The organism is Bdellovibrio sp. HCB2-146, assembly GCF_047345725.1.
Lineage (GTDB): Bacteria > Bdellovibrionota > Bdellovibrionia > Bdellovibrionales > Bdellovibrionaceae > Bdellovibrio.
The window spans coordinates 114,662-136,244 of sequence record NZ_JBLEQP010000001.1 but is presented as its reverse complement, the minus strand read 5'-3'; the positions used below and the strand labels follow the sequence as shown (position 1 = coordinate 136,244).

Annotated in this window: 26 protein-coding genes; 11 read left to right on the top strand and 15 right to left on the bottom strand. The window is 44.8% G+C overall.

The window, feature by feature from the left end; translation table 11 throughout:
• Positions 1–51: 51 nt before the first annotated feature.
• From ACLWOR_RS00650 to ACLWOR_RS00635, 4 genes are all read left to right on the top strand, one after another.
• Positions 52–1,371: a C1 family peptidase gene (locus ACLWOR_RS00650; RefSeq protein ID WP_413938726.1), complete on the top strand. Its 1,320-nt coding sequence runs from the start codon at positions 52–54 to the stop codon at positions 1,369–1,371.
• A complete protein-coding gene (locus ACLWOR_RS00645; RefSeq protein ID WP_413938725.1) occupies positions 1,352–1,777 on the top strand; it encodes a hypothetical protein in 426 nt (141 codons plus the stop codon). The genes ACLWOR_RS00650 and ACLWOR_RS00645 overlap by 20 nt, the downstream gene beginning before the upstream one ends.
• A 133-nt stretch (positions 1,778–1,910) precedes the next feature.
• The gene (locus ACLWOR_RS00640) at positions 1,911–2,198 is read left to right on the top strand and encodes a hypothetical protein (protein WP_413938724.1); all 288 of its coding nucleotides are present in this window, start codon (positions 1,911–1,913) and stop codon (positions 2,196–2,198) included.
• A 162-nt stretch (positions 2,199–2,360) separates the two neighbouring features.
• A complete protein-coding gene (locus ACLWOR_RS00635) occupies positions 2,361–2,726 on the top strand; it encodes a hypothetical protein (protein WP_413938723.1) in 366 nt (121 codons plus the stop codon).
• A 16-nt stretch (positions 2,727–2,742) separates the two neighbouring features.
• On the opposite strand, the gene ACLWOR_RS00630 is transcribed toward ACLWOR_RS00635, so the two are convergent.
• From ACLWOR_RS00630 to pepN, 3 genes are all read right to left on the bottom strand, one after another.
• Entirely contained in the window at positions 2,743–3,579 is an 837-nt protein-coding gene (locus ACLWOR_RS00630) for a hypothetical protein (protein WP_413938722.1), read from the bottom strand.
• 4 nt (positions 3,580–3,583) lie between these two features.
• A complete protein-coding gene (locus ACLWOR_RS00625; RefSeq protein WP_413938721.1) occupies positions 3,584–4,402 on the bottom strand; it encodes a hypothetical protein in 819 nt (272 codons plus the stop codon).
• Positions 4,403–4,588: 186 nt separating this feature from the next.
• The gene (pepN, locus tag ACLWOR_RS00620) at positions 4,589–7,207 is read right to left on the bottom strand and encodes an aminopeptidase N (RefSeq protein ID WP_413938720.1); all 2,619 of its coding nucleotides are present in this window, start codon (positions 7,205–7,207) and stop codon (positions 4,589–4,591) included.
• 26 nt (positions 7,208–7,233) lie between these two features.
• Here pepN and ACLWOR_RS00615 point away from each other — a divergent pair, with 26 nt between their 5' ends.
• Entirely contained in the window at positions 7,234–7,593 is a 360-nt protein-coding gene (locus ACLWOR_RS00615; protein WP_413938719.1) for a VOC family protein, read from the top strand.
• Positions 7,594–7,596: 3 nt separating this feature from the next.
• Here the strand turns inward: ACLWOR_RS00615 and ACLWOR_RS00610 are convergent, their stop codons facing one another.
• From ACLWOR_RS00610 to ACLWOR_RS00595, 4 genes are all read right to left on the bottom strand, one after another.
• Positions 7,597–8,154: a carboxymuconolactone decarboxylase family protein gene (locus tag ACLWOR_RS00610; protein WP_413938718.1), complete on the bottom strand. Its 558-nt coding sequence runs from the start codon at positions 8,152–8,154 to the stop codon at positions 7,597–7,599.
• 92 nt (positions 8,155–8,246) lie between these two features.
• Positions 8,247–8,783 (bottom strand): peroxiredoxin, encoded by a 537-nt coding sequence (locus tag ACLWOR_RS00605; RefSeq protein ID WP_413938717.1) that lies wholly within the window; start codon positions 8,781–8,783, stop codon positions 8,247–8,249.
• A gap of 39 nt (positions 8,784–8,822) precedes the next feature.
• On the bottom strand, positions 8,823–9,236 hold the full coding sequence (locus ACLWOR_RS00600; protein ID WP_413938716.1) for a Fur family transcriptional regulator: 414 nt from the start codon (positions 9,234–9,236) through the stop codon (positions 8,823–8,825).
• Positions 9,237–9,484: 248 nt separating this feature from the next.
• Positions 9,485–10,420 carry an alpha/beta fold hydrolase gene (locus ACLWOR_RS00595; RefSeq protein WP_413938715.1) on the bottom strand — a complete coding sequence of 312 codons (936 nt, stop codon included), beginning with the start codon at positions 10,418–10,420 and terminating at the stop codon, positions 9,485–9,487.
• A 254-nt stretch (positions 10,421–10,674) separates the two neighbouring features.
• On the opposite strand from ACLWOR_RS00595, the gene ACLWOR_RS00590 reads away from it, so the two are divergent.
• The 3 genes from ACLWOR_RS00590 (at position 10,675) to ACLWOR_RS00580 (ending at position 12,503) form a co-directional block, all read left to right on the top strand.
• Complete coding sequence (locus ACLWOR_RS00590; RefSeq protein ID WP_413938714.1) at positions 10,675–11,166, top strand: hypothetical protein; 492 nt, start codon at positions 10,675–10,677, stop codon at positions 11,164–11,166.
• A 122-nt stretch (positions 11,167–11,288) separates the two neighbouring features.
• Entirely contained in the window at positions 11,289–11,876 is a 588-nt protein-coding gene (locus ACLWOR_RS00585; RefSeq protein ID WP_413938713.1) for an alpha/beta hydrolase, read from the top strand.
• Positions 11,877–12,077: 201 nt separating this feature from the next.
• Entirely contained in the window at positions 12,078–12,503 is a 426-nt protein-coding gene (locus ACLWOR_RS00580) for a hypothetical protein (RefSeq protein WP_413938712.1), read from the top strand.
• On the opposite strand, the gene ACLWOR_RS00575 is transcribed toward ACLWOR_RS00580, so the two are convergent.
• A complete protein-coding gene (locus ACLWOR_RS00575) occupies positions 12,484–13,044 on the bottom strand; it encodes a DUF4383 domain-containing protein (protein WP_413938711.1) in 561 nt (186 codons plus the stop codon). The genes ACLWOR_RS00580 and ACLWOR_RS00575 overlap by 20 nt on opposite strands.
• Before the next feature lie 91 nt (positions 13,045–13,135).
• On the opposite strand from ACLWOR_RS00575, the gene ACLWOR_RS00570 reads away from it, so the two are divergent.
• From ACLWOR_RS00570 to ACLWOR_RS00560, 3 genes are all read left to right on the top strand, one after another.
• Positions 13,136–13,876: a substrate-binding periplasmic protein gene (locus tag ACLWOR_RS00570; protein WP_413938710.1), complete on the top strand. Its 741-nt coding sequence runs from the start codon at positions 13,136–13,138 to the stop codon at positions 13,874–13,876.
• Positions 13,876–14,730, top strand: coding sequence for an AraC family transcriptional regulator (locus ACLWOR_RS00565; RefSeq protein ID WP_413938709.1), 855 nt, complete (start codon positions 13,876–13,878; stop codon positions 14,728–14,730). Before ACLWOR_RS00570 ends, ACLWOR_RS00565 begins: the two co-directional genes overlap by 1 nt.
• Before the next feature lie 86 nt (positions 14,731–14,816).
• Positions 14,817–15,656, top strand: coding sequence for a hypothetical protein (locus ACLWOR_RS00560; RefSeq protein WP_413938708.1), 840 nt, complete (start codon positions 14,817–14,819; stop codon positions 15,654–15,656).
• A 38-nt stretch (positions 15,657–15,694) separates the two neighbouring features.
• Here ACLWOR_RS00560 and ACLWOR_RS00555 read toward each other — a convergent pair whose 3' ends face one another.
• From ACLWOR_RS00555 to ACLWOR_RS00525, 7 genes are all read right to left on the bottom strand, one after another.
• On the bottom strand, positions 15,695–15,880 hold the full coding sequence (locus ACLWOR_RS00555; protein WP_413938707.1) for a hypothetical protein: 186 nt from the start codon (positions 15,878–15,880) through the stop codon (positions 15,695–15,697).
• Between the two features lie 109 nt (positions 15,881–15,989).
• Positions 15,990–16,913, bottom strand: a complete 924-nt coding sequence (locus tag ACLWOR_RS00550) for a hypothetical protein (protein ID WP_413938706.1) — start codon at positions 16,911–16,913, stop codon at positions 15,990–15,992.
• Positions 16,914–17,081: 168 nt separating this feature from the next.
• The gene (locus ACLWOR_RS00545) at positions 17,082–18,248 is read right to left on the bottom strand and encodes a bifunctional 2-methylcitrate synthase/citrate synthase (protein WP_413938705.1); all 1,167 of its coding nucleotides are present in this window, start codon (positions 18,246–18,248) and stop codon (positions 17,082–17,084) included.
• Between the two features lie 216 nt (positions 18,249–18,464).
• Positions 18,465–19,121, bottom strand: a complete 657-nt coding sequence (locus tag ACLWOR_RS00540) for a hypothetical protein (RefSeq protein WP_413938704.1) — start codon at positions 19,119–19,121, stop codon at positions 18,465–18,467.
• Between the two features lie 9 nt (positions 19,122–19,130).
• On the bottom strand, positions 19,131–20,135 hold the full coding sequence (locus ACLWOR_RS00535; RefSeq protein ID WP_413938703.1) for a serine hydrolase domain-containing protein: 1,005 nt from the start codon (positions 20,133–20,135) through the stop codon (positions 19,131–19,133).
• Complete coding sequence (locus tag ACLWOR_RS00530; RefSeq protein WP_413938702.1) at positions 20,132–21,016, bottom strand: hypothetical protein; 885 nt, start codon at positions 21,014–21,016, stop codon at positions 20,132–20,134. The genes ACLWOR_RS00535 and ACLWOR_RS00530 overlap by 4 nt, the downstream gene beginning before the upstream one ends.
• Positions 21,007–21,555: a DUF5819 family protein gene (locus ACLWOR_RS00525; RefSeq protein WP_413938701.1), complete on the bottom strand. Its 549-nt coding sequence runs from the start codon at positions 21,553–21,555 to the stop codon at positions 21,007–21,009. The genes ACLWOR_RS00530 and ACLWOR_RS00525 overlap by 10 nt, the downstream gene beginning before the upstream one ends.
• Positions 21,556–21,583: the final 28 nt, after the last annotated feature.

The following is a 21,583-nucleotide window of genomic DNA, read 5'->3' as shown; positions in this document are numbered from 1 at the left end:
ACTCGACCTTGGTGCGTGTGGAAGGTGCTGCATTTTTCCGATACCTCTTTAATGAAGTGCTTGTTTTTCCTTTTCTCAATTTTAGTCAGTCACACCGCTTGGTCGCAGGGGGAACCTCAACCCATGCCGGGAATTGGAATCATGATGTCTGGTGTGATAGTCGCCCCACCTGAATGCTCCAAGGAAGCATTGAGAGGGAGAGCCGCCCGTATTGCCAGAAGTTATGCCGACGAAGACATGACAAAGTCGTATCAGTCCATTGAAGCTTATTTGGCTCGATGTAAAAAGACCGGCAGTCAGTTTGGTTTGGACATGCCACATCTGCAAAATCTTGTGAAAGTCTCACAACAAAAGGCATTCGAGCGAACGCGAGACGAGATTGAGTATGCAGCCAAATTCGGAAAAGTAGACGAGTTGGCAAAACGTTATCGCGAGCAGGCTGCCGCTTTAGGAATGTCGAGTGCTGAGATCGAGGCATTTTTAACACCGCTGGAAAAATTAGGAATTCAATCTTTTCAAAAAGAGCAAGCTTCTTGCAAACCTGTCGACATGAGTGCCGAGTTAGGTCCGGTTCGCGATCAAGATTCGCTGGGTTGGTGTTACGCTTTCGCCGCTTCGGATCTTCTTTCTTATAAAACGAAGCAACGTATTTCCGCGGCCGATATAGCTCTCACCTATAATAAAAACTTTGAGAACGACATTTCGCGTGTCATGGGCGCAAAAGAATCTTCATTTGAGGGTGGCGTCTTTAGATCCGCTATTGCAGCGGCAACGGAAAAGGGACTCTGTTTAGAAAAAGATCTACCGAGTGAAGACAATGCCAACGCCAACTTGGAAACCAACCTGAATTTGATCGATAAACTCCGAAGAGGCAGTGATCGCAAGAACGCACTTGCCTGTGCTGAAGTTCGTACTGCCGCAAAAGCTTTGTTTCCGAATTTGGACTTTGATGATGTAAGAAAGATCGCACTGACGACGGTCGATAAAGATATCGTTCAAAAAATGGCAGATAAATCGTGTCAGAAAAGAATTAAAGTGGACGCCCAAGTAGAAAGTGTTGCGAGTTGGGATAAGCAGGAAATTGCTGAGGGTATTGATAAAAACTTGGATCAAACAAATCCGGTCGCTATTGCCTATGATGCGGAAGTTCTCTCTTTTCCAAAGTCGAAATACGGAGTGCCAAATCATGGAAGCGTTATTGCTGGACGTCGATTCAATGAGAAAACCGGGCAGTGTGAATATCTTTTGAGAAACTCATGGGGACGAGGCTGTTTCTCTTACCATAGCGGATATGAATGTAAAGACGGGCAGATTTGGATTCCGAAACCTTCACTGATAAAGGCGACAATGAATGTTATATCTATTAAGTAAAATCATTCTTATCGTGGGTTTATTTGCGCATGCGGAAGAGCCCCTTCGTTGTGAAAAAGGCCAAATTCGCTCTGTGACTTCAGGTAAAACAACAATCACCGATGTGACTTATTGCTATGACAAAGAGACGAAATCGCAATTATTCTCTCCCAATTGTCGATCGAAAAAATGCGTGGCGTTTGATTACCCAGAAGAGCTGCAATTCAAAGATTTTATTGGTCCTACCGGAAGCCCTGGTTTTAAAGTGTGCCGTAAAGTCGGCGGAATTCCTCAGATCGTGGAATTTAAAGTCTCTGAAAAGTGGTACAAACTCGATCAGTGCATTTTTCAGGATGGGTCCTTTGTGAATTCAGATTTTTTGGCTCACTATTATTTCCATCTCAAGAAGCTAGAGCCCCTCCAGTAAGTCACATTGATGTGTCATCTTAAAGGCTTTTCTATAAAATCTTCAGGGGTGGACTGGATAAGATCGCTTTTATAAGGGGCTCGTCGTGGCATGCTCCTCGCAATTGAGGCTGCCATCAATTAAGGAGTTCCCTATGAAAATGATGATTATGGCATTGGCCTCACTTTTGTCCTTGAACGCTTTTGCTGGCTCTTCCATTGAAAACGCTGCTCGCAAACAAGCTTTTGATTTTGCTTCAAAAGTATTTTCAAACATGGCTGACTATGATGCTGATTTTTCTGTTCAATTGGACTCACAAAACAAAAACTTTTTTATCTACAATGCCGTTGCAACGTTTGATGAAGCATCATGTTCTTTGCAAGTTTTCGTGAATAAAAAAACCGGAGAAACTTTCAAAGTTAACGATCCAATCTGCAATTAATCCGACCTAAAGGTGTGAGCTGACTTTGCCAAGGCTCACACCATCTGCTTCTCTTCATTTATTTTGCCACCAGTCTTTTGCAGTCTCCATACACACTTTTTTCTGAACTAAAATACTCCTGAGAGCACAACGCTTTCGAAACTTGTGAAAACAGGAGGGTCTATGAAAACTATCACTTCACTTCTTGCATCTCTCACGCTTTGTTTTATGGCGAGTACGGCTTCGGCTGATGGCGAGCAAACTCCAATGGGTGGCTCGGGAACGGCTGATAATCTCTTTTCGAACACGGAAGAGAAAATGTCTCTGCCAGATTTTGCCGAAAGACTTGCAACACCTACAACAGAATCAGATGCAGATACGCAAACATATACTTGTCGTGCTTGGACAACATGTCCTGGTGGCTATCGAATTTCTTGTTGGTCGCGCGGTTACAGATGTTACTCCGAAGCGACTCCTGGATATCGAGTCTACTGTAGTGCAACTTCAAGATCTGGTTACACAAAATACTGGGTTTATTATTGCTACTAAGATCTGGAAGCATTAGCTAAGCGATATCACGCAGCCACTGATTGAGGCGCGTGATATCGCTGGAACTTGCATTGGTGTACTTGAAAAGATACTGGCCGTTTTTGGAATCCGTCAGGCGTGCTTTTAAGAGCAATCCATTATTCAATTTGAATTCGACCTCGCGAGATTCGATTCCCGACGGTGGTTGCGGTAGTAAGCACTTCACTTGAAATCCCAAGCTTGAAATTCCAGTGACCTGAGCCCAAGGATCTGCCGCACCGAACGAAAGCAAAATACGGCGCTTGCTTTTATAAGATTTCACTTTGCGTAGGGGAGTGACCGTTGGCTTTTCAGATGGCAATGGAACGACCGCCAACGGAGTTTTTTGTTGTGGCTCACGGACTGGAATTGCTTTTTCCGGAGCGCGAACAGCTACTACCGTTGGAACGGGTTGAGGCTGCGCTTTCTGAGGTCTTTTCGGGGCTTCAACTTTCCAAACGAGTTGGTCCACGATGAATGCAAAAGCCAAAATATTGATACCAAGATAAAGAGCCGCCACCCAACTTTCGCGAAAATTCGGAGCGAAATTCAAAACTTGGTGAACGATATAAGCACCCAATACAAACAGCGTAAAGCGCCACGCCGATTTTTGACCTCGCAACATCAAAACACCATTAGCAATTGTGAGCAGGGCCAATATCAAAAGAAATGCGGGCTTATTCGTGAGATAACGCCAATAAAGTGAAAATGTGCGTTCGCTCGCAGCGTGACTCACAAACAGGCGTGTCAACGAATTGATAAAGGGTGCCAGAATCATGGCGACGCCGAAAGTTTGAATGACGCCTTTTTTTTCTAGGATTTTGGTGACGAACATGGGACTACCCAGTGGCCTTATTGCCAGCAGAGTCCTCATCCGTAAAGCGCATTTGAATCAGCTCGTCATTGCCATTCGGAGGCGTGCTGCCACCTGCTGCTGGAGTTTCAAATGTTTCGGGTGTGTTTTCTTTTTTACGACGAGATTCCAAAGACTCACTAGAGGCAATAACCAAACAGATGGCGAGTGGGTCAAAGATACACACGAAAAGCATGATCAAGTATTTAACCACGGCATCGATCTCAACTTTGAAGACTTTTGAGATATAGATAAGAGGACCAACTTTTTGTTGAACAGCTAGGATCGATAATTTTGAATCCGCGATCTTTTTGTCGACTTCGGCATTCTTTTTATTGATCTCAGCAACTGCGGGCTCTAGATCGGAACGAAGTTTCAAGCGGGCGGTGATACGATTCGCAGGAATCTCGTCAATGGAGCGATTCAAGCGCTGGATTTCAAGATTGTTGCGTTCTTTCTCCACATGCAATGACTGCATTTTGATTTCTTCTGCAGCCAACGCACTGGTTGCGGATTGATAAGCGTTGGAGAGGAAACCAAAAATACCCATGCTCGTAATCGCACTCAATGCCACAACTGAAGCGACAAGGTAAGTACGAAGGAGCAAATTCAATTTTGTCCAACGTTGGTGCAAATAAGCGGCGAGGACGAATTTCGAAAACTCAAGAGAGCCGGCCATAACAGCCACGGCAAGGGTCGCACCTGAGAAAAGGGCTGCAAGTCCATCAATAGAAAAAAGCGCGCCCAGGATAGAAACGCACACAGCTGAAATGATGAGACCTATTGTCACCCAAAGTGAAACCATGATTTTTTATCGGACTATTTCGGAGAGGCCTTTATAAGACTCTGCGGGGATTCTCGAATGAAGCCTCGGCTTTGGATTTTAGTCGAGGGTGGCTACCAAGATGAAGGGCTGGTTTGTGAGGTGTCTGTAACGGACGTGCGAACAATGATCGAAATAAAAAAGGGAGCCAAAGGCTCCCTTTTGAGGCTATTGCTCTAGCATCGGCTGCAGAAGCTCGCGCGAGTTCTTCGAAAGCGAAGGGGCTGCGACCATGCGGCGGATTTCTACAAGCGCACGTTCTTGCATTTGGGGATCCAGCTTTTTCACGAACGTGAAAGCGGCACAAAGGCGAGCAGCGACTTGCGGATTTTTTGGATCAATTTCCAAAATCATGTCTGAATAAAATTTGTAAGCATCTGTGCTTGGATCATTGAAACGAACCAAGTTCGCGCCAAACGCACGCAATAATGAATACACATTATTTGGATTTGTTAGGCTAAACGAAGGATGTTTCGTCAAACGTTTCACATCTTCAAGTGTTTCTGGGCGGCTCGTTGTCGCTTGAACCATCAACCACTTGTTGATCACGACCGAGTCATCTTTCCATGTCTCATAGAAGTCATGTAAAACTTGATCACGGTTCGCCACATTGGAGTCAGCCAAAATCGACAAACTTGTCATACGGTCCGTCATGTTTTCCGCATTCCAATATTGTTTTGTGACCAGCTCCATGATCTCCGGTTTTTCCAGCATCGATAAATAAACTAACGCCTGGTTTTTCAACTGGCGATGTCCTGAGGACTTCGTGCTCTTGGCGTCCACACCATGATATTTTTTATAGATCGCCAGAAGGGCTGCTTCGTTTTGTTGCGCAATCGTCTTCTTCAAAGCTTTGCGAGCTTCGTAGAACGCCATTGCATCCAAGACAGATTCTTCTTGAGCCAAAACAGCGTTACTTGGCAACGTCAACATTTTCGCCATAAACAGCGGATCCATCGAACTGTCATTGATAACTTTCGTCATCGTTGAAACAAAGCGAGGGTCCACTTCCAGAGGTTGTTTGTTGCGAGCCTGACTGATCAGTTTATGGAAAACACGGAGGCTTAATTTTTGACCTGCTTCGCGACGATTGAAAGAATCCGTATCGTTTTCAAACAAGAAATACAAATCTTCTTCGGCTGCATTCCATTTCAAGTGAACGGGTGCAGAGAATTCACGCAAGATGGAAAGAACAGGACGCTCCGAAATATTTTTGAACGTGTGTCTTTCTTTTTGCTCGCGCAGTTCGATCAAGTGTTTGCCATCGGTATTTTTTTGAATTCTCTCGCTGTGTAGAGTGAGTTCTTTTCCGTTTTTGTCCAAAAGACCCAACATCAAAGGAATATGAAAACTTTCTTTGCTAGGTTGGTTTGGAGTTGGAGCACATGTTTGCTCTAACGTCAGGTGATACTCTTGGTTTTTTGCATCGTACTCTTCGTGGACGTGAACAGTCGGTGTTCCCGCTTGTGAATACCAACGACGGAATTGAGTGAAGTCTTTTCCGTTCGGTTCAGAAATCGCAGCGGCGAAATCTTCAGTCGTCACAGCTTGACCGTCATGACGAGCAAAATACTCATCCATACCTTTGCGGAAACCCTTACGGCCCACAATGGTTTGCATCATGCGGATCAACTCCGCACCTTTTTCGTAAATCGTCATCGTAAAGAAGTTATCAACCGCCATGCAAGATTCAGGACGGACTGGGTGGGCGTTAGGGCCGCCGTCTTCAGCAAACTGTCCTGCGCGCAAAGCATCGACGTCCTCAATACGTTGCACACCACGATCTGTCATATCAGCAGAGAATTCTTGGTCGCGGAAAACCGTCAAACCTTCTTTCAATGAAAGTTGGAACCAGTTTGCCAAAGTCACACGATTACCTGTCCAGTTATGGAAGTACTCGTGAGCAACAACGGATTCAATGCTGTGGAAGTCTGTATCTGTCGCCGAATTTGCGTCAGCCAAGACCAAGCGAGAGTTAAAGATATTCAAACCTTTGTTCTCCATGGCACCGGCATTGAAGTCATCAATAGCGACGATCATATAATCATTTAAATCGTACTCACGGCCATATGCTTCTTCATCCCACTTCATGGATTTTTTCAAAGACTCCATGGCATGCCAGCAGCGATCTTGTTTCCCGTGAGCCGCATAAACTTCAAGATTTACTTCGCGGCCGGAAGCGGTCGTAAACGTATCACGAATCACTCCAAGATCACCCGCAACCAGGGCAAAGAGATAACAAGGTTTTTTGTGTGGATCGCGCCAGTAAGCTTTATGACGGCCATTGCCGAGGTCTTCGACTTTCAAGCGGTCGCCGTTTGAAAGTAGCACTGGGTATTTCGTTTTATCAGCTTCAATCGTCACAGAGTAAGAGGTCATGACGTCAGGACGATCCAGGAAGTAAGTGATTTTGCGGAAGCCTTCTGCCTCACATTGAGTACAGAAAATACCGTTGGATTTATACAGTCCCTCAAGGCTGGTATTATTTTGTGGCTCGAGCTGAGTTTCGATTTCCAACGTGAATTTTTCCGGTGTTGTTGGAATCGTCAAATGTTCTTTGGTCAGCGTGTATTGACCTTCTTGAAGCGTTTCTCCGTTGATTTTAACGGAGATCAATTTCATGTCTTCGCCATTTAAAACTAAGGACGCAGAAGGTGATTTTTTTTCAATTTCTGATTTTGCGACAACTCGACAAAAGTCTTCGTTCAAATTGAAGTCGAGATTCACAGACTTAACTGTAAAGTCCGGAGTTTTGTAGTCACGTAGATAAATTTTCTCTTGTTTCATATCGCCTCGCTCTAGATAATGGACGCATGAGTTTGCTGATCACTTCTATCACAATAACGACCCCGCATCTACAGGACATGCTGGGTTTTTATCGAATTATTGGCTTTCAGTTCAGAGCGGCCAAAGTCGAAAAGGGGAGTGAAATCTATAAAGCCCATCATAATGGGGTCGAATTTTCGCTTTATAAGACGGCAAACCCGCTAAAATCCCAGATTCCAAGCCTTCAGTTAGGCTTTTTAGTTACAAATTTGGATGCTACCGTCGAACAACTCAAAAATGTGCCAGGTGCCACATGCATCCTTGATCCGACAGAGATGCCGGATGGGAAGAAGGCCATCATTTTAGATCCTGATGGCCATTCAATCGAACTCGCAGAAAAAGTCTAAAATTTAGAGAGTCAGAGCTTTCTTAAGGCTCGTAAGACCCTTTGCTGTTGCAGCTAAGCGCGCCAAGTCATGGACTTTGTCAGCTGAAACATCTTGAGAGCGAACTGTTTTTTCATGGCTTGCCACGCAAACCGGGCAGGCATTGATGATCGAAACAGAAAGCGCCATCATTTCGAAATCTTTTTTGCTGTTGATGTGTTTCGCAAGTGAGTTCATGCGAAGACCTGCGCGTGGATAATCCGGCGCTACCTCAGCAGGCAAGAAAGATTTGAATTTGTAGTAAACGTTATTCATGCCCATGATACCTGCGATTTCCGCAGCTTCTTGGACTTGTTCTTCAGGCAATTGCAAATCACTTAAAAGATTTTTCGCCAATTGAACCATCGCTTTGTTTTCAAGAGCGACAGAAATCGAAAGCAAATTCAAAAAACGCTCAGAAGGTTCAAGTGGGCTGTCTTCTAAAACTTTTTTAAAGTTCAAAGACAAATCACGGTAGATCGCCGTTTGTGCATTCGGATATTCAGCTTCTAAATAAGCATCTACTTTTTCAGAAATAGACATGTACAACTCCTTAATGATTTCCAGAACTGGAACTAAGATAATTTAATAGCAATCGAAAACGCGAACGGTGTCGCTCGCGTTTTCTGTTGCGATTAAGCGTTCAAAGTCGCTTGACCTTTTTCCCAGTTACATGGGCAAAGTTCGTCAGTTTGAAGAGCATCTAGTGTTCTCAAAACTTCTTTCACGTTACGGCCTACAGAAAGGTCGTTAACTGCAACCCAACGTACGATACCATCTGGATCTACGATGTAAGTTGCACGCAAAGGAACTTGGTCTTGCTTATGAAGAACGCCCAAAGTACCAGCTAGTTCTTTTTTGTAGTCAGCAAGCATTGGGAAAGAAAGATTTTTCAAATCGTCATGGTTGTTTCTCCATGCCAAGTGAACGAAGTGAGAGTCAGCAGAAACGCCGAACAATTTCGCTTCACGAGCTTGGAAATTTTTGTGTTCTTTGTTGAACTCAGCAATTTCAGTAGGGCATACGAAAGTGAAATCCAAAGGCCAGAAGAAGAAAACAGACCAGCTGCCTTTCATGTCTTTAGAAGAAACTTCAGCAAACTCTTTGCCTTTTTCGCGAGAAACGCAAGCTTGCAATTTGAATTCTGGGAATTTTTCGCCGATACCTAACATCTTATATCTCCTTTGTGTTTGGTAAATTTGAATTAGTAGTTATTTAATTTCGCCCTTAAGGACGAGTTTAATGTCTTTCACTTTAAATTTTTTCGGGATCGCGATGTCGATTTTCACATCCGCTGGATCGATATCGTAAATCTTGCCCGTGCTCTCATCGACAAAGTGGAAATGATCATGCGTATTGCAGTCATAAACCACTTTCCCTGAATGCGGGAATTTGAACTCTTTCAAAATGCCAGCATCCACCAATGTGTTGAGCGTATTGTACACAGTTGCTTGGCTGATTTTTCCTAAGTTCACATCAGCCCATTCTTTCACGTCATCAGCAGTCGGGTGGTCCGCTTCGTTCAGCACGAATTTGCAGATTGCCAGACGTTGAAGCGTCGGTTGCACTCCTGCATTTTGCAGGCGCTCTTGGATGTCGTTTGCAGATAAGCACGGCTTATTCATGTACGAACCTTCTCCCTTTAAACCCTCAATAGTCTGACGTAATACAACCACCCTCGGAAGTGTTAACGCCGAGTTCTAAATAAATTCTAAATTTAGAATAATTCTAAAAGTGGAACGTGTCAACCCTCAGAAGGTGCGCCGTACCTTTTTGGAGTACGGCGCATAAATTCCTGTATTTTCATATATTTAGGATTTGAGATGAGGGCGGGGCGGGCCGGGTTGTCCGACCAAAGGATTTAGAAGTGGGGCTAGTTTCCAGAGATCTTGAGAGGGTTGGAGTCGGCTTTCGAGCTCGTCGTTTGGACGAAATCGCGGATATATTTGGCCGATAATTCTGGATACTGATGTTGAGGAGCATGGCCTGTTTGCGGGTAAACCACAAGGTGGGTGTTCGCCATTTTTCCGCTGAACTGATACCAATCCTCAGGCTTGCAAGCATTGTCATGATCTCCAGCGATCACCAAGATCGGTGTTTTACCTTTCATGTGCATATCCATCACGCCCGTTTTGTTTTCGCGATATCCGGCGACAGCTTTTTGTTGGTCCATAAAAAATTCCGGCGGCATCATAACGCTGGTATCTTTGGTTCGCTGAGCAATGCGCTCGTGCGAGGCTTGTGCCGCTTTCATGCTTTCCTTGGACGGGGGATAAAAGAAAAGAATTTCTTCATCTTTTAAATCATTCACAGTTTTTCCGGCCGCCGCTAAAAATTCTTTTGTTGGCACTCCACAAGTAGCACAAGCTGGTGTGGTGCCGATTAAAATTCCGTGAGTGAAAAGGCCCGGGTGAGCTGCGAGTGTTTCTTGTGCGACCATTCCACCCATGGACCATCCACCAATAACGGGGTTTTTCAATTTCAAGCCTTCTGCGAGATCCGTGAAGTCTTTGACCATCTCTTTCATCGTCGTGGCACGTTTGCCAGTGGATCGGCCAATGCCACTCCAATCAAAAGTGATAACGCGAAAATCTTTTGCTAAGGCATCCAGGAATGCTGGATCCCAAGAGTCCATGATGCCCCGAAAGCGTAATCCCAAAATAAGTGGCGGTCCTTGGCCGATGGAACGATACGCAATTTTACGACCGTCTTTTTCTAGGAATTGAGTTTTTGCATCAACAGCGAGCGAAGCTGCCTCCGCTAGATTTGTAAGAAAAAGAAATAGAACAATGGCACGAAGACATTTCATCGTAGACTCCCTTTGTGATTGCTCAACAGTTTAGCGGGCATGTCGCAGAAAGAAATAAGTCATTTAACAAGTGTTCAGTCAGAGTTTCGGAACACTTAGTCCCTTACTCGGTTTGTTTTGTGATGAATAGCTCTCCATTTCGGTCTATTCGAAAAATACGATTCTGATGAGTTGAAAATTTAAAAGTATCGTCAGTTCCATTTGGTAAGTTGAAATGAGTCCGATTTTATTAACAGAAAGGTGGGGATTTCCCTATGAAAAATACAGTTTTCTTTAAAGCAGCTTTCGCAGTTCTTTCTTTTGTGATGAGTAACGCCGCCTTTGCGGTGTCAACAGATCTTTCCCAGTTTGAAAGGAACTCGGGCCGTTACGTGAATGCGGAATCAAATCCAAGAAATATGTGCACGAATCGCTATAGCAATTTAGATCTTGAAGTGATTCCAAGTGCAAATACTGTGAACGTGACTTTGAGTGGTCCAGGACTTGCGAATGGCCTTCCAACTGCGGGGGAGTACTCTGCGGAATTGAGTCTCGACACACAACGTGTGAGAACGATCTTAGTAGGCCGTGAAGAATACCGCACAGTTCTTCAAGGCGACACAGTTCTTGAACAAGTAAGGACTGAAACAATCGCAAGCAAAACAGATTGGGAAGAAGCAGATTATAAATTTGTTCAATTCTTGGATAACGACTCTTTGATCTTTTTTGGTAGAGATGGAATGCGTTGCAAATTCAATAGAAAATAACACTTAGGTTGTATGTAAGGCAGCTCCGTCGAAAGGCGAGCTGCTGATTGTATTCTTGCAAGTCCATGGGGCTCTGCTTCTTGTTAGACGGCGAGTCTCATAAAATAGTGCGGGGAGGTCCTATGAAAATCACAGTGACTTTCAACGCCAACGAACGCTTGTTAGAAGCGGCTCTGTATTTGCCAGATATCGACACCAAAGATCCCATGGCGGGACTTTTGTTCGAAGGAAGTATGACGGGCGCTACGACACAAATAACCGAATACATGGCTCGCCAGATCAGTCAGCAAGGTTTTGCCTGCTTGGTCTTAGATCACAGCTTCTATGGTGATGATGAACTTTCACCACAGCCTTGGGAATCTCCCGCAAAACGAATTCAAGATATCAAAGCCGGGTTTAAATTTTTGCAGGCACAACCCCTTGTTGATCCCGAAAAAATCATTGGTGTTGGAGTCAGCGTGGGCGCTGAGTTTATCGCGCATGCCATTCGCGAAACGGAATTTTGCAAAGGCTTGGTGATGATAGAAGGCCCCTATGACGACTCTCAAAATTATGTTGGCGAACTGGATGTTCCAACTGTGGTTGTCGATGAGGACCATATGGATTCAGCCATTGATCAAACCGTTTTGTGGGTTCGCACCATGTGGGATACAAATCGCCAATGGCCTTCTCGTGATAACTCTATCGACTGGAGTTTGATGGACGAATAGTCTTATTCTGAGACACGGCACAGCCCTTGAACTACAAAGTCAGTAAGTGAGGGCTGTATGCTAAAAATGAATTTGAAAAATCTAATCCTGATCATCTTCTCTGTTTTAGTGGTCGCTGGAGGCGTAGAAGCCAAAAGCCCTAAAAAAAGTCCCACAGTGAGACACTCGAAGCACCATAAAAAGGCGCCGAAGAGTCCAAAAATGGCAGTGAACCGTCAGGTTTCAGAACTACTATTAAGTGCGGAAGCACGAGCTGAACGCTTAGATGGTTATGTGCAGGAACTTCTTCAGCTCTCTTCGATGACGACATGGCAGCGTTGGTCGCAAAATAAAGATATCGATAAAGTAAAAAAAGAATTTTCGTTTGAGATGCAAAACCACCTCGCTCTGATGGCGGAGATCTTTAAAGCCCGTCGTACGAATGGCCGTTTGCCACAATACCAAGAATTTGAATTTCAAAATTTGTTGCGCAAAAGTGATTATCTTTTGTCTCTTGAATTTTCCCGCGACTCTCTTGAAGTCGCGAGAAAAAATAAAGAATTCTCAACGAGCTTTGGTAAAACTCTTATTTCCTACAACGAACAACGCTATCAGCTTGATGGTAAAACTATCGAGATGAAGCTGTAGGTTGAGTCGGTCGTCGTTTTCCAGTATACAAAGCGCCTGCAATGAAAATCGCTGCAATCAAAAGATGAATAATATGATCGGCCGTTCCGAACTCTAAAACTTCGGGACGGATGCGCCATAAGAAACGATCTTCTGCTATACGGCCCACTGTCGGCATACCGGGTTGACCCACAACAAATCCAATAATACCTAACAAGCCATAGATAGCTCCAAAGGTGTAAGAGTAATTTTTGGCGGCTAAATGGCTGTAGTAGCCAAAGCCAATGGCGAGAATTCCGGATACGACGTGTATGATGTTATGAGCATAGCTTAAATGGGCGCCCAAAAAATTATCCATCACAAAACCGATAAGACCCACACCAAAAAGGATAACACCCATAAAGAGACAAACTTGTCGCGTGTAACTAACGGCGGGTTCGCCTTTTGTGGTGGTCACAGCCGTGGGACGCAAGGAAGGTGGACGGCCAGGGGATTGTTGCGGAGTTGGTGGTGGAGTTCGAAGGTTTTCTGGTCGGCGTCTTGGTTCTATATTCGGTTCCATTGCTGACTCCTTTTTTATACCTAAAGTATGAAGACTTTTTGCGGAAATTAGTTACAATTGATTGATAAAGTTGTCGTAATAAAGGTCTTGCATGCGTTGGCCGTTGAGTTTGATTTTAGTTCTAAGTGTCTTCTTACAGAGAGCAGTCGCCAATGCTGTGTCGGTTGGAATTTATGAATTGCCGCCGCATATGATGCGGGCGGGGGAGCAACCGCCACAAGGGCTGGTGCCCGAATTTTTATTCAATCGAGTTTTCAAGCCGAATAAAATTGAAGTGCGTTGGAGCCAAGCTCACTTTGCGCGGATTTTAGTCGACCTCCAGGCGGGTCGTTTGGACATGGCTGTCTTGGTTGCGAAAAATAAAGAGCGAGAAAAGAAATATGTCTATTCCGACGTGCCTTTATTGAAGAATCAGTCGGGAATTGTCGTTGATAAAAATTCCAAGTTAAAAAAAATCAAATCCATCAAAGATCTGAAAGGTCTGCGCCTAGGACACGATTGGGGCTCGATTGTTCCTGACTATTTTGAGAAGAGTGGCGCTAATTTTTTATTTATTTCGGGTGAGGATTATTTCCACCGTGGTTTGTATTTACTGAAATCAAAACGTGTCGATGGATTTTTCGTGCCGACTTGGTCGCACGGCTTTTATGTGTTGGGGCAAGAACATCTCAAGGATAAATTCCTTATTTTGCCAATTCCAGATTCCGCTTTGGACCTGTATATTATCTTTAACAAAAACTTGGATAAGAATATCATACGTATAGTGAATGAAGCTTTAAAAGCCCATGCTTCTGAGTATCAAAAACTCCTGGCGGAAAAGGTGGGATCGTAGTGAAAAAGTCTCGTCGTCATGCGCTGGAAGATCTTGGAGTTGTGACCGCAGCGCGCGGGGACATTCGAGTTGAAGTGCTAAATGATCGCCTAGAACCAAAAGTGCCGTTCCCGCATCGTCATGATTTCTACCACCTGCATTTCATAGAAAAAGGCAAGGGAACGCATCGAATCGATTTTAAAACCTATTCTTTGGATAGAAATCAAATCTATGTGATGAAGCCAGGCCAAGTTCATGCTTGGGATATTTCACCCGGGGTAAAGGGCATTGTCTTGGAATTTACCTCGGAGTCTTTGCCTCAGGATTTGCGAAAAAATTTAGACCTGATGTCAGGAGTGAACTCTCTTCCTGATATGATGACCTTGAAAAACCAGCAAGACATCAGACGCATTCAATCTGTTTGTGAATCAATGCTGCAAGAATTTCAGAATCAAAAATCAGCGTATCAAATCGTGCTGCAACATCAGCTCTCAGAATTGCTGATTTTACTTTTGCGTTTGAGTGGCGCTGAAGTTTCCGTGCAAAAGCCACTGGAAAATTTGATGGATCAATTTCAGTCGTTGTTAGATGAGTCGTTCTCTCAGGAGCACTCTGTGGAATTTTACGCGAAAAAATTAGGAATGACCCCAAAGGCGCTCACTATGCGGGCTTCACGGGCCTTTGGTAAGTCAGCTCGCGAGATGATTCAAGAGCGAGTGCTCGTTGAAGCAAAGCGTCTCTTAGTCTATTCCAAGTTGTCGATTTCGGAGGTGGGCTATCAGCTAGGGTACCAAGATCCTAACTACTTCATTCGATTTTTCCGCGAAAACGTCGGGGTCACTCCGCTTGCTTTCCGCTCCAGGAGCGGGATCTGAGGATTCTCTAAAGTCTCAATCGCATTTGCACTAATCTAGATCATTGTCGCCTGTGTTGTTACGAAATGCTGCCGAAAAAGCAGGCAATGAAAAATCTAACATACCCAATCACAGCTTTATTCGTCGTATTATCAACTCAAACCTTCTCTCAAGAAGTGAAAGCAGCCTCTACCTCGAATCAATACACTCAACAAATTGTCGACCTTTCAAGTCAGTCGACATGTGCAAAATACTCTTGGAAAAAACGCGGTCGTGCACCTGCAGGTTATGTGAAAGGTGTCGCTCTGACATTTGCGCGTAGTCTGTGTCGCACTCGCAACGATCAAAATCCGGCAGCTGCAAAAATTCTGTCTGCTGCGAGCTCGGGAAGTACCAGCCGTGATGCTTTGGCTCATTACAAAAGCATCTTTAGCAATCTTGGTATCAACGTGAAATCTTCAGGTGATGAAGCCGTTCGTGCGATTTACACTTTGGGCTTTGGCTTAGGGATGAGAGAGAGCTCTGGAAAATATTGTGAAGGGTGGGACAAATCAGCAGGGTCGCGTCGTTCTTCTGCAGAAGCGGAAGCTGGTATTTTTCAAGTCAGTTACGACTCTATGGGGGCCTCGACAGAACTGCGTCGTCTTTACAATGAATACAAAGCCAGCCCACAACGTTGTGGTTTGACGATCTTTAAAGAAGGCGTGACTTGTAAGAGTCAAAGCATCTTGGGTTCGGGAGCAGGGGCAGAATATCAGAAGTTCAACAAAGCTTGCCCGGCGTTTGCTACGGAGTATGCAATGACAATGTTAAGACTGCGTCGTTCGCACTTTGGCCCGATTAATCGCAAAGAAGCAGAAGCAATTCCTGCATGTAATTCATTATTGAAGAAAGTTGAGCAAATTGTAGATGCAAATCCTGAAGCGGTTTGCGCCGAGATTTACTAAACGGATCTCACAATCCGTTTAGTTTAAGATTTTGCCGATTATTTTTGATCTTCAATCCAGCTTGTTGTCTGAGGAGTCGAGCCCGCTTGGTGGCTCTGCTCCGCGTTTAGAGCAACTTTGCCTGTGATGCCGACCCACTCAGGAAAGAAAACGGCGATGGTAGCATAAACCAGCACAGATGCGACTGCGACGATTGTTGCGGAGATAATAAACCAGAATTCCATAAAAGCCCCTTTCCTTGGCTTTCAGTATAGCCGAAAGCCAGTTTGCGGGAAAGGGCGCGATTTCTCTATCTATAGCACAAACTTCCCGTGCAGGTCCTTTAGGCGAGCCCTAGAAAGTCGCGTAAAGATTCAAATTGTAGCTGAGACCATCATAGGCAAAAGCACGTGAGTCATCCGACATCACAGAGCCCGAGGAATCATTTAAATTCGTCTCACTGACAATTGCAGGATTAATCAAGAAGGGACCATAGCTGATGTTCACACCAATTTCTTGGGCACTGCCGTTGACCATATCTGGATCCCAAGAGCCGCGTTGCGCTTGAGTGGAGGCGCCTACATAAGTGTAGGCATAGTATGCTTGCACGATATCGTTAAAGTTGTAGTACACGTAAGGAGCGGCTTTGATCATGTAGTACTGAGCATCGCTGCCCACTTGTCCGTTTGGATTGGCCGGACTATTTAGCAAAACGCGCGGAGAAAGCAAAGCTCCCACAGTCCACTGCGGGTTGTACACCCACTCTGTGTAAGCATCTAAGCGAAGGCGGCCCAGCTCTTGATTGAACTGAGAGGTGTGATCAGTCGGTGCATAGTAACGGAAGTCAAACATGGTGTTTTTAGATCCGACAAGACTCCAACCCGGTTTTGCAATAACACGCAAAACAGTTTCGGCAAGTTCAAGCGTATTACGATGTAATGTGCGATCACGTCCACCCAAATGTTCAATGTTCGAAACGTATTGGAATTGTTGGCGCAACTCCACATCCCATTTTGCATTGATGTTGTAGCGTGCTCCCACAAAGTTATAAGAAATAATCGGAGCGTCGGAACCATGTGCACGTTGCTCGTTTTCGTAAGTGTAGTTCTCAGAGCCCAGCACCAAGTGCCAAGGCGATTTCACAACCGGGGCAGAAGTGGCAAGAGACAACTCTGTTGAAGCCGAAGCGACTTCTGCAGGTGTGATTGTAGTTGAACTCTGCTGAGCAACAGCGTGAGTTGAAATCAAGAGAGTGGAAGCAAGCATCCAGCGCAACATAAAATTCCTCCGTGGTCCTAAGATGATTTCAACGAACTAGATGAAGGTCAAATGAGAAAGCCGAGAGGATTTTATATTTTTTCGAAATGTCCGCAGTGATCGCAGCAAGACAAATAAAAAAGGCCCGGTTTACACCGAGCCTTTCTGCGAACCAATTTCGAAGCGAAATTATTTTCTTTCAGAAATTGGAGTCACTTTACGTTGAGCGTGACCAATGTACTCGCTCAATGGACGGATGATACGGTTGTTCGCCGCTTGTTCCATGATGTGAGCTGACCAGCCAGTTGTACGTGCCATTACGAAGATCGGAGTAAAGAAGTCGATTTCAAAACCCATCATGTAGTAAGCAGGACCCGCTGGGAAATCCAAGTTTGGATAGATTTTCTTTTTCTCAACCATCACTTTTTCAAGTGAGTTGTACATTTTCATCCATTTTTGTTCGCCAGTGACATCTGCCATCACTTGCGCGTATTTTTTCATTGTTGGTACGCGAGAGTCGCCAGATTTATATACACGATGACCGAAGCCCATTACTTTTTTCTTCTGCGCCAAAGCATCGATCATCCATTGTTCAGCTTTGTTTGGATCTGCGATTTCCATCATCATGTGCATGACTTGTTCATTCGCGCCACCGTGCAAAGGACCTTTCAATGCGCCGATACCTGCAACAGTTGCAGAGTAAAGGTCAGATTGAGTTGAAGTCACAACACGCGCTGTGAAAGTAGAAGCATTGAAGCTGTGTTCAGCGTAAAGGATCAAAGAAACGTCAAAAGCTTTTACGACTTCCTTTTGTGGAACTTTACCGAAGCACATGTGGAAGAAGTTTTCAGAAATGCTCAAATCAGCTTTTGGTGGAATGAAATCCAAACCTTTTTTGAAGCGGTAGTCAGCAGCCACACACGTTGGAATTTTCGCCAACAATTGGATTGCTTTATCCATGTCAGTCGCTGGAGAAGAATCCCAGATACGAGAGTCTTCACAACCCAAGAATGAAACCGCAGTACGGATAGAATCCATTGGGTGACATTTTTGTGGAAGAGCTTTGATCACATTCAACAACGTCGTCGAGATTTCGCGGTAGCCGCGCTCTTTTTTCGTGAAGTCAGCAAGTTGAGCTGCGTTTGGCAACTCGCTGTTGTACATCAAGTAAGCTACTTCTTCGAAAGAGCAGTTTTCAGCCAAGTCTTGAACTGGGTAACCACGGTAGATCAATGAGTTCGTGTCTGGATTTACTTTTGATACAGAAGATGTATCAATAACAGCGCCTTCAAGACCTTTTTTAACGTTCATTTTCTCTGGTTCTGGTACGTAATCTGGATTGATATATTCAGCCATGGTTCCTCCCGAAAGGTACGCCGTACCTTTTTGGAGTACGCCGCGTCATTGTTTTTCTAAAGTAATGGCTCGACCCTAGTACTTGCCAGTGAAGCGGTCAAGATTCCGTCACTGAGTTCTTATCGGCGAAGCTTTGCGTTAGGCGTTCTTTGCATGAAACGAAAACGAGGGACTTGGCAGCTCCTCGTTTTAGGTCGAGAAATGCGATGATCGGGATTAGTTTCTATCGTAATAGCGATAGTCAGTGGCACGAATATCGAACTCGGTTGGATTGATTTCACGAACATCGAAACCTTTTGCATCGCCACGAGTCCAGCGATTCAGCGCGTATTCGGCGGCTTTGTATCCGGCAGCAGCAGCGGCCGCTTCGGCCACAACAAGTGCAGCAGGTGTTAATGCTTGCGGGTTACCGCCGAAATCATCGCGCTTTTTCACGAGAGTTTGAAGCTTGCTGACCTCAAGATCGAAATAATCATCTTTCGTGAGAATAACGGAGTCTTTTCCTCCGTTACCGACATATTTATTCCAAGTGTATTCGACGACTTTAGCAACAGCTCCACCAACCGCGGCAGAAGCGACAGCGGCGGCGATGTTATTTTGCGACCCCGGAACAACACGTTCAGAATAATTCTGCAAAATTTCAAGCGTTGGTTTGCCCAACGTTTCAGAGAGACGCTGTCTCCCTAAGCTGGCTTCTGCATCCTCCAGAATTTTTCTGACGGCTTCAGGTTTTAGTAAACGGACCACTTCTGGTCGGGCCGTCGCCGGCTGACAAATCGGAATCTGAAATTTCGATCCCTCGGTGGCGAAACCTGCAAATGCAGATGAAGTTGTTAATAAAACGGCGACTGTGATTGCAACTGTATTTTTCATATTTTTCTCCTAATAAAAATAGTTTTGAAATTGAGTTACTTGTTTGTTCCAAAATTCTTCGAATTTAAAATTATCTGTTAAAATCACGATCTGAAGATCGTGCTCGGGCAGAACCGCCATCAACGAGTAAAGCCCGACGTACGCTCCATTGTGCCAATACGCTCGGTAGCTTTGCTCTTTGGATTGAATCCAGCCATAGTCCTTGCGATCAGATGTTTGGTAGATTTTTAGCCATTGAATCAAATCGCGAGCTGATGTTTGCACAGCACCGGCACCATATGAATAGGCAACTCCGGAAACCATTTTCAACGACATTCCATCACCGATAAAAGGAACGAGAAGCTGACGAGAAATCAAAGAGCTTGCATTTATCACAGACGCGTCTTGAAGCCCTGCAATTTGCGCAATCCCCGCAATTTGATTCGCATATGAGCGGCTATCGACGATCTCCAAGATGCGACTCAATAAAATAAACCCGTAGTTCGAGTACAAAAACTTTGTTCCAGGCGCTGATCTAAGGACCGACTCATCAACAGGTTCAGAAGCGATGTCAGACAAGGTGCTTTGATTCCAAGACCGACTTACGCCAGACCAAATGTGCAGATCTCGTGGCAATCCCGAGCGATGAGTGAGCATTTGTTCGAGCGTAATCTGCGCCAGCATGCCGTGACAGAATGACGGAATCCATTGGCAAACTCTGTCGCTTGGCTTGAGTTGACCTTGCTGAAACTTCTGTTCAAAAAGTTTGCCGGTAAAAGATTTGGACATGCTGCCGATGGGATATGCCTTATCGAGTTCACCATCAGAAAAGATAATTTTTCCTTTCTGAGAAATCGCAATCACACCGTGAACCAAGTTTTTCGAGCGTAGGTTTTTCCAATCCGCTTGAATTCTCAGAACCAGTTGTTCGGGTGTCGTCTGAATAGCTTCATCTTTGTGAGGCCAAAAGACGGATGCAATCCAAAGCAGCGCAAGAAGCGAAATACCTAATTCGTAAGCTTTTTTTAGTTTCATACGCGCAACCTTTTAAAAAGTTTCACAGTGATGGAAGCCATGCTGTTTTCGTCGTCTTCAAAAAAGAAGTAATAAGAAACACACATCGCCAAACCGAAGGTGAAAAGACCCATCACAAATGAAATGGAAAGATGGAGTCCAGTCCCCGCAAGGACCACTAAAGGTCTCCAAGTTTTCGTCCAGATAAGGTAAGGAAGCGAAATCTGGAAAAGCACAGTTCCCAATGTCAGAGCTGCAAGAACAAGCGGGAAATGAGCGAGAAATTGAAAAAGCTGTTCGTTTCCGTACTCAGGAACACCCATCGTGTAATAAAGGGCCACACCTTTATTCCAAAGTGGTCCCATGACCTTCAGCAATCCTGCCGTCGCATAGACAAAGACCACCTGAAATTGAATCATCAATCGAGCCAGGTTCGTGATCGTATTTGAGAATGCGGAGGTGCTGGCTTTTGGATTGACCAAAATCAAATAGAACAACAGCAAGTGCATCAGATTGTTTCCTCCGTCGAGAATGACGTAAGCTTTGTTGTCCAAATTCATTGCCAAGAAATAAGTCACCAGAGCCATCGTGCGGGGTGCGATTTCAAAAAATGCCAGGGCAGAACTTGCGATCACGCCGATCAAAAACAGCGGGTAGAAAGCCGTGATACTGCCATTGTGAAGAAGGTTCAGAGATTGCTCCAGAGTGCTGAGGTTGAAAAAATCTTTTTTGGGAATCAACGAAGATTCTGAGAAAAAGAAAGCGGCATTGGTCCCAAGGATCAGATAATTTACGAAAACCCAAAGATAAGTGAGGCGACGTGCCAGACGAAGAGCCTCAAGGGACGTCACCGTTTTATCAAGGTTGCGATAGAAATTAAGAAAGCGGTTTACTATTTCCATGCGACATCTCCTGTTTGAAAGTGAAATACGTATTGTTCCGGATTGGTTTCATATTTTCGTTGAAAGCGGCGAGAGTAGTCTTGTGTGTAAAGACGACGGACGCGCAGCTCAGCTTGATGACCTTGTGAACAGCGCCGTTGCAGAAGCTCTTTTGCTGAGTTCAATTCTGGAACATCCATCTCGGCTGCGTTTTTTACTTTGGCATTGAAAAGTTCTCTGGCGATGTTTCCGTAGACATAGGTTTGCTTACCTTTGGATGTGAAAGGGAAAGCTTTGTGTTCCTTGTAAAGATTTGCCAAAGAATCATTCCAAGGTTCTTCGGGAGAACATCTATATTCCAGACTCAACGCTGCAACTGCCGGCTCTGGAGCGAAGAGATGCCAGTTCTGAGAGAAGAACGATGTCATATAGACATTCACTGATTGCGCGTAAATATTTGTCGCGGGATTTATTGGCGCTAGATAAAGGGCATGAATCCCTACATGCACGGCCAATATGGCTAATAGAAAGATTTTGATGAAGTGTCGATATAGAGCCACGCGGCCTCCTATGTTGGGAGGTCATTGC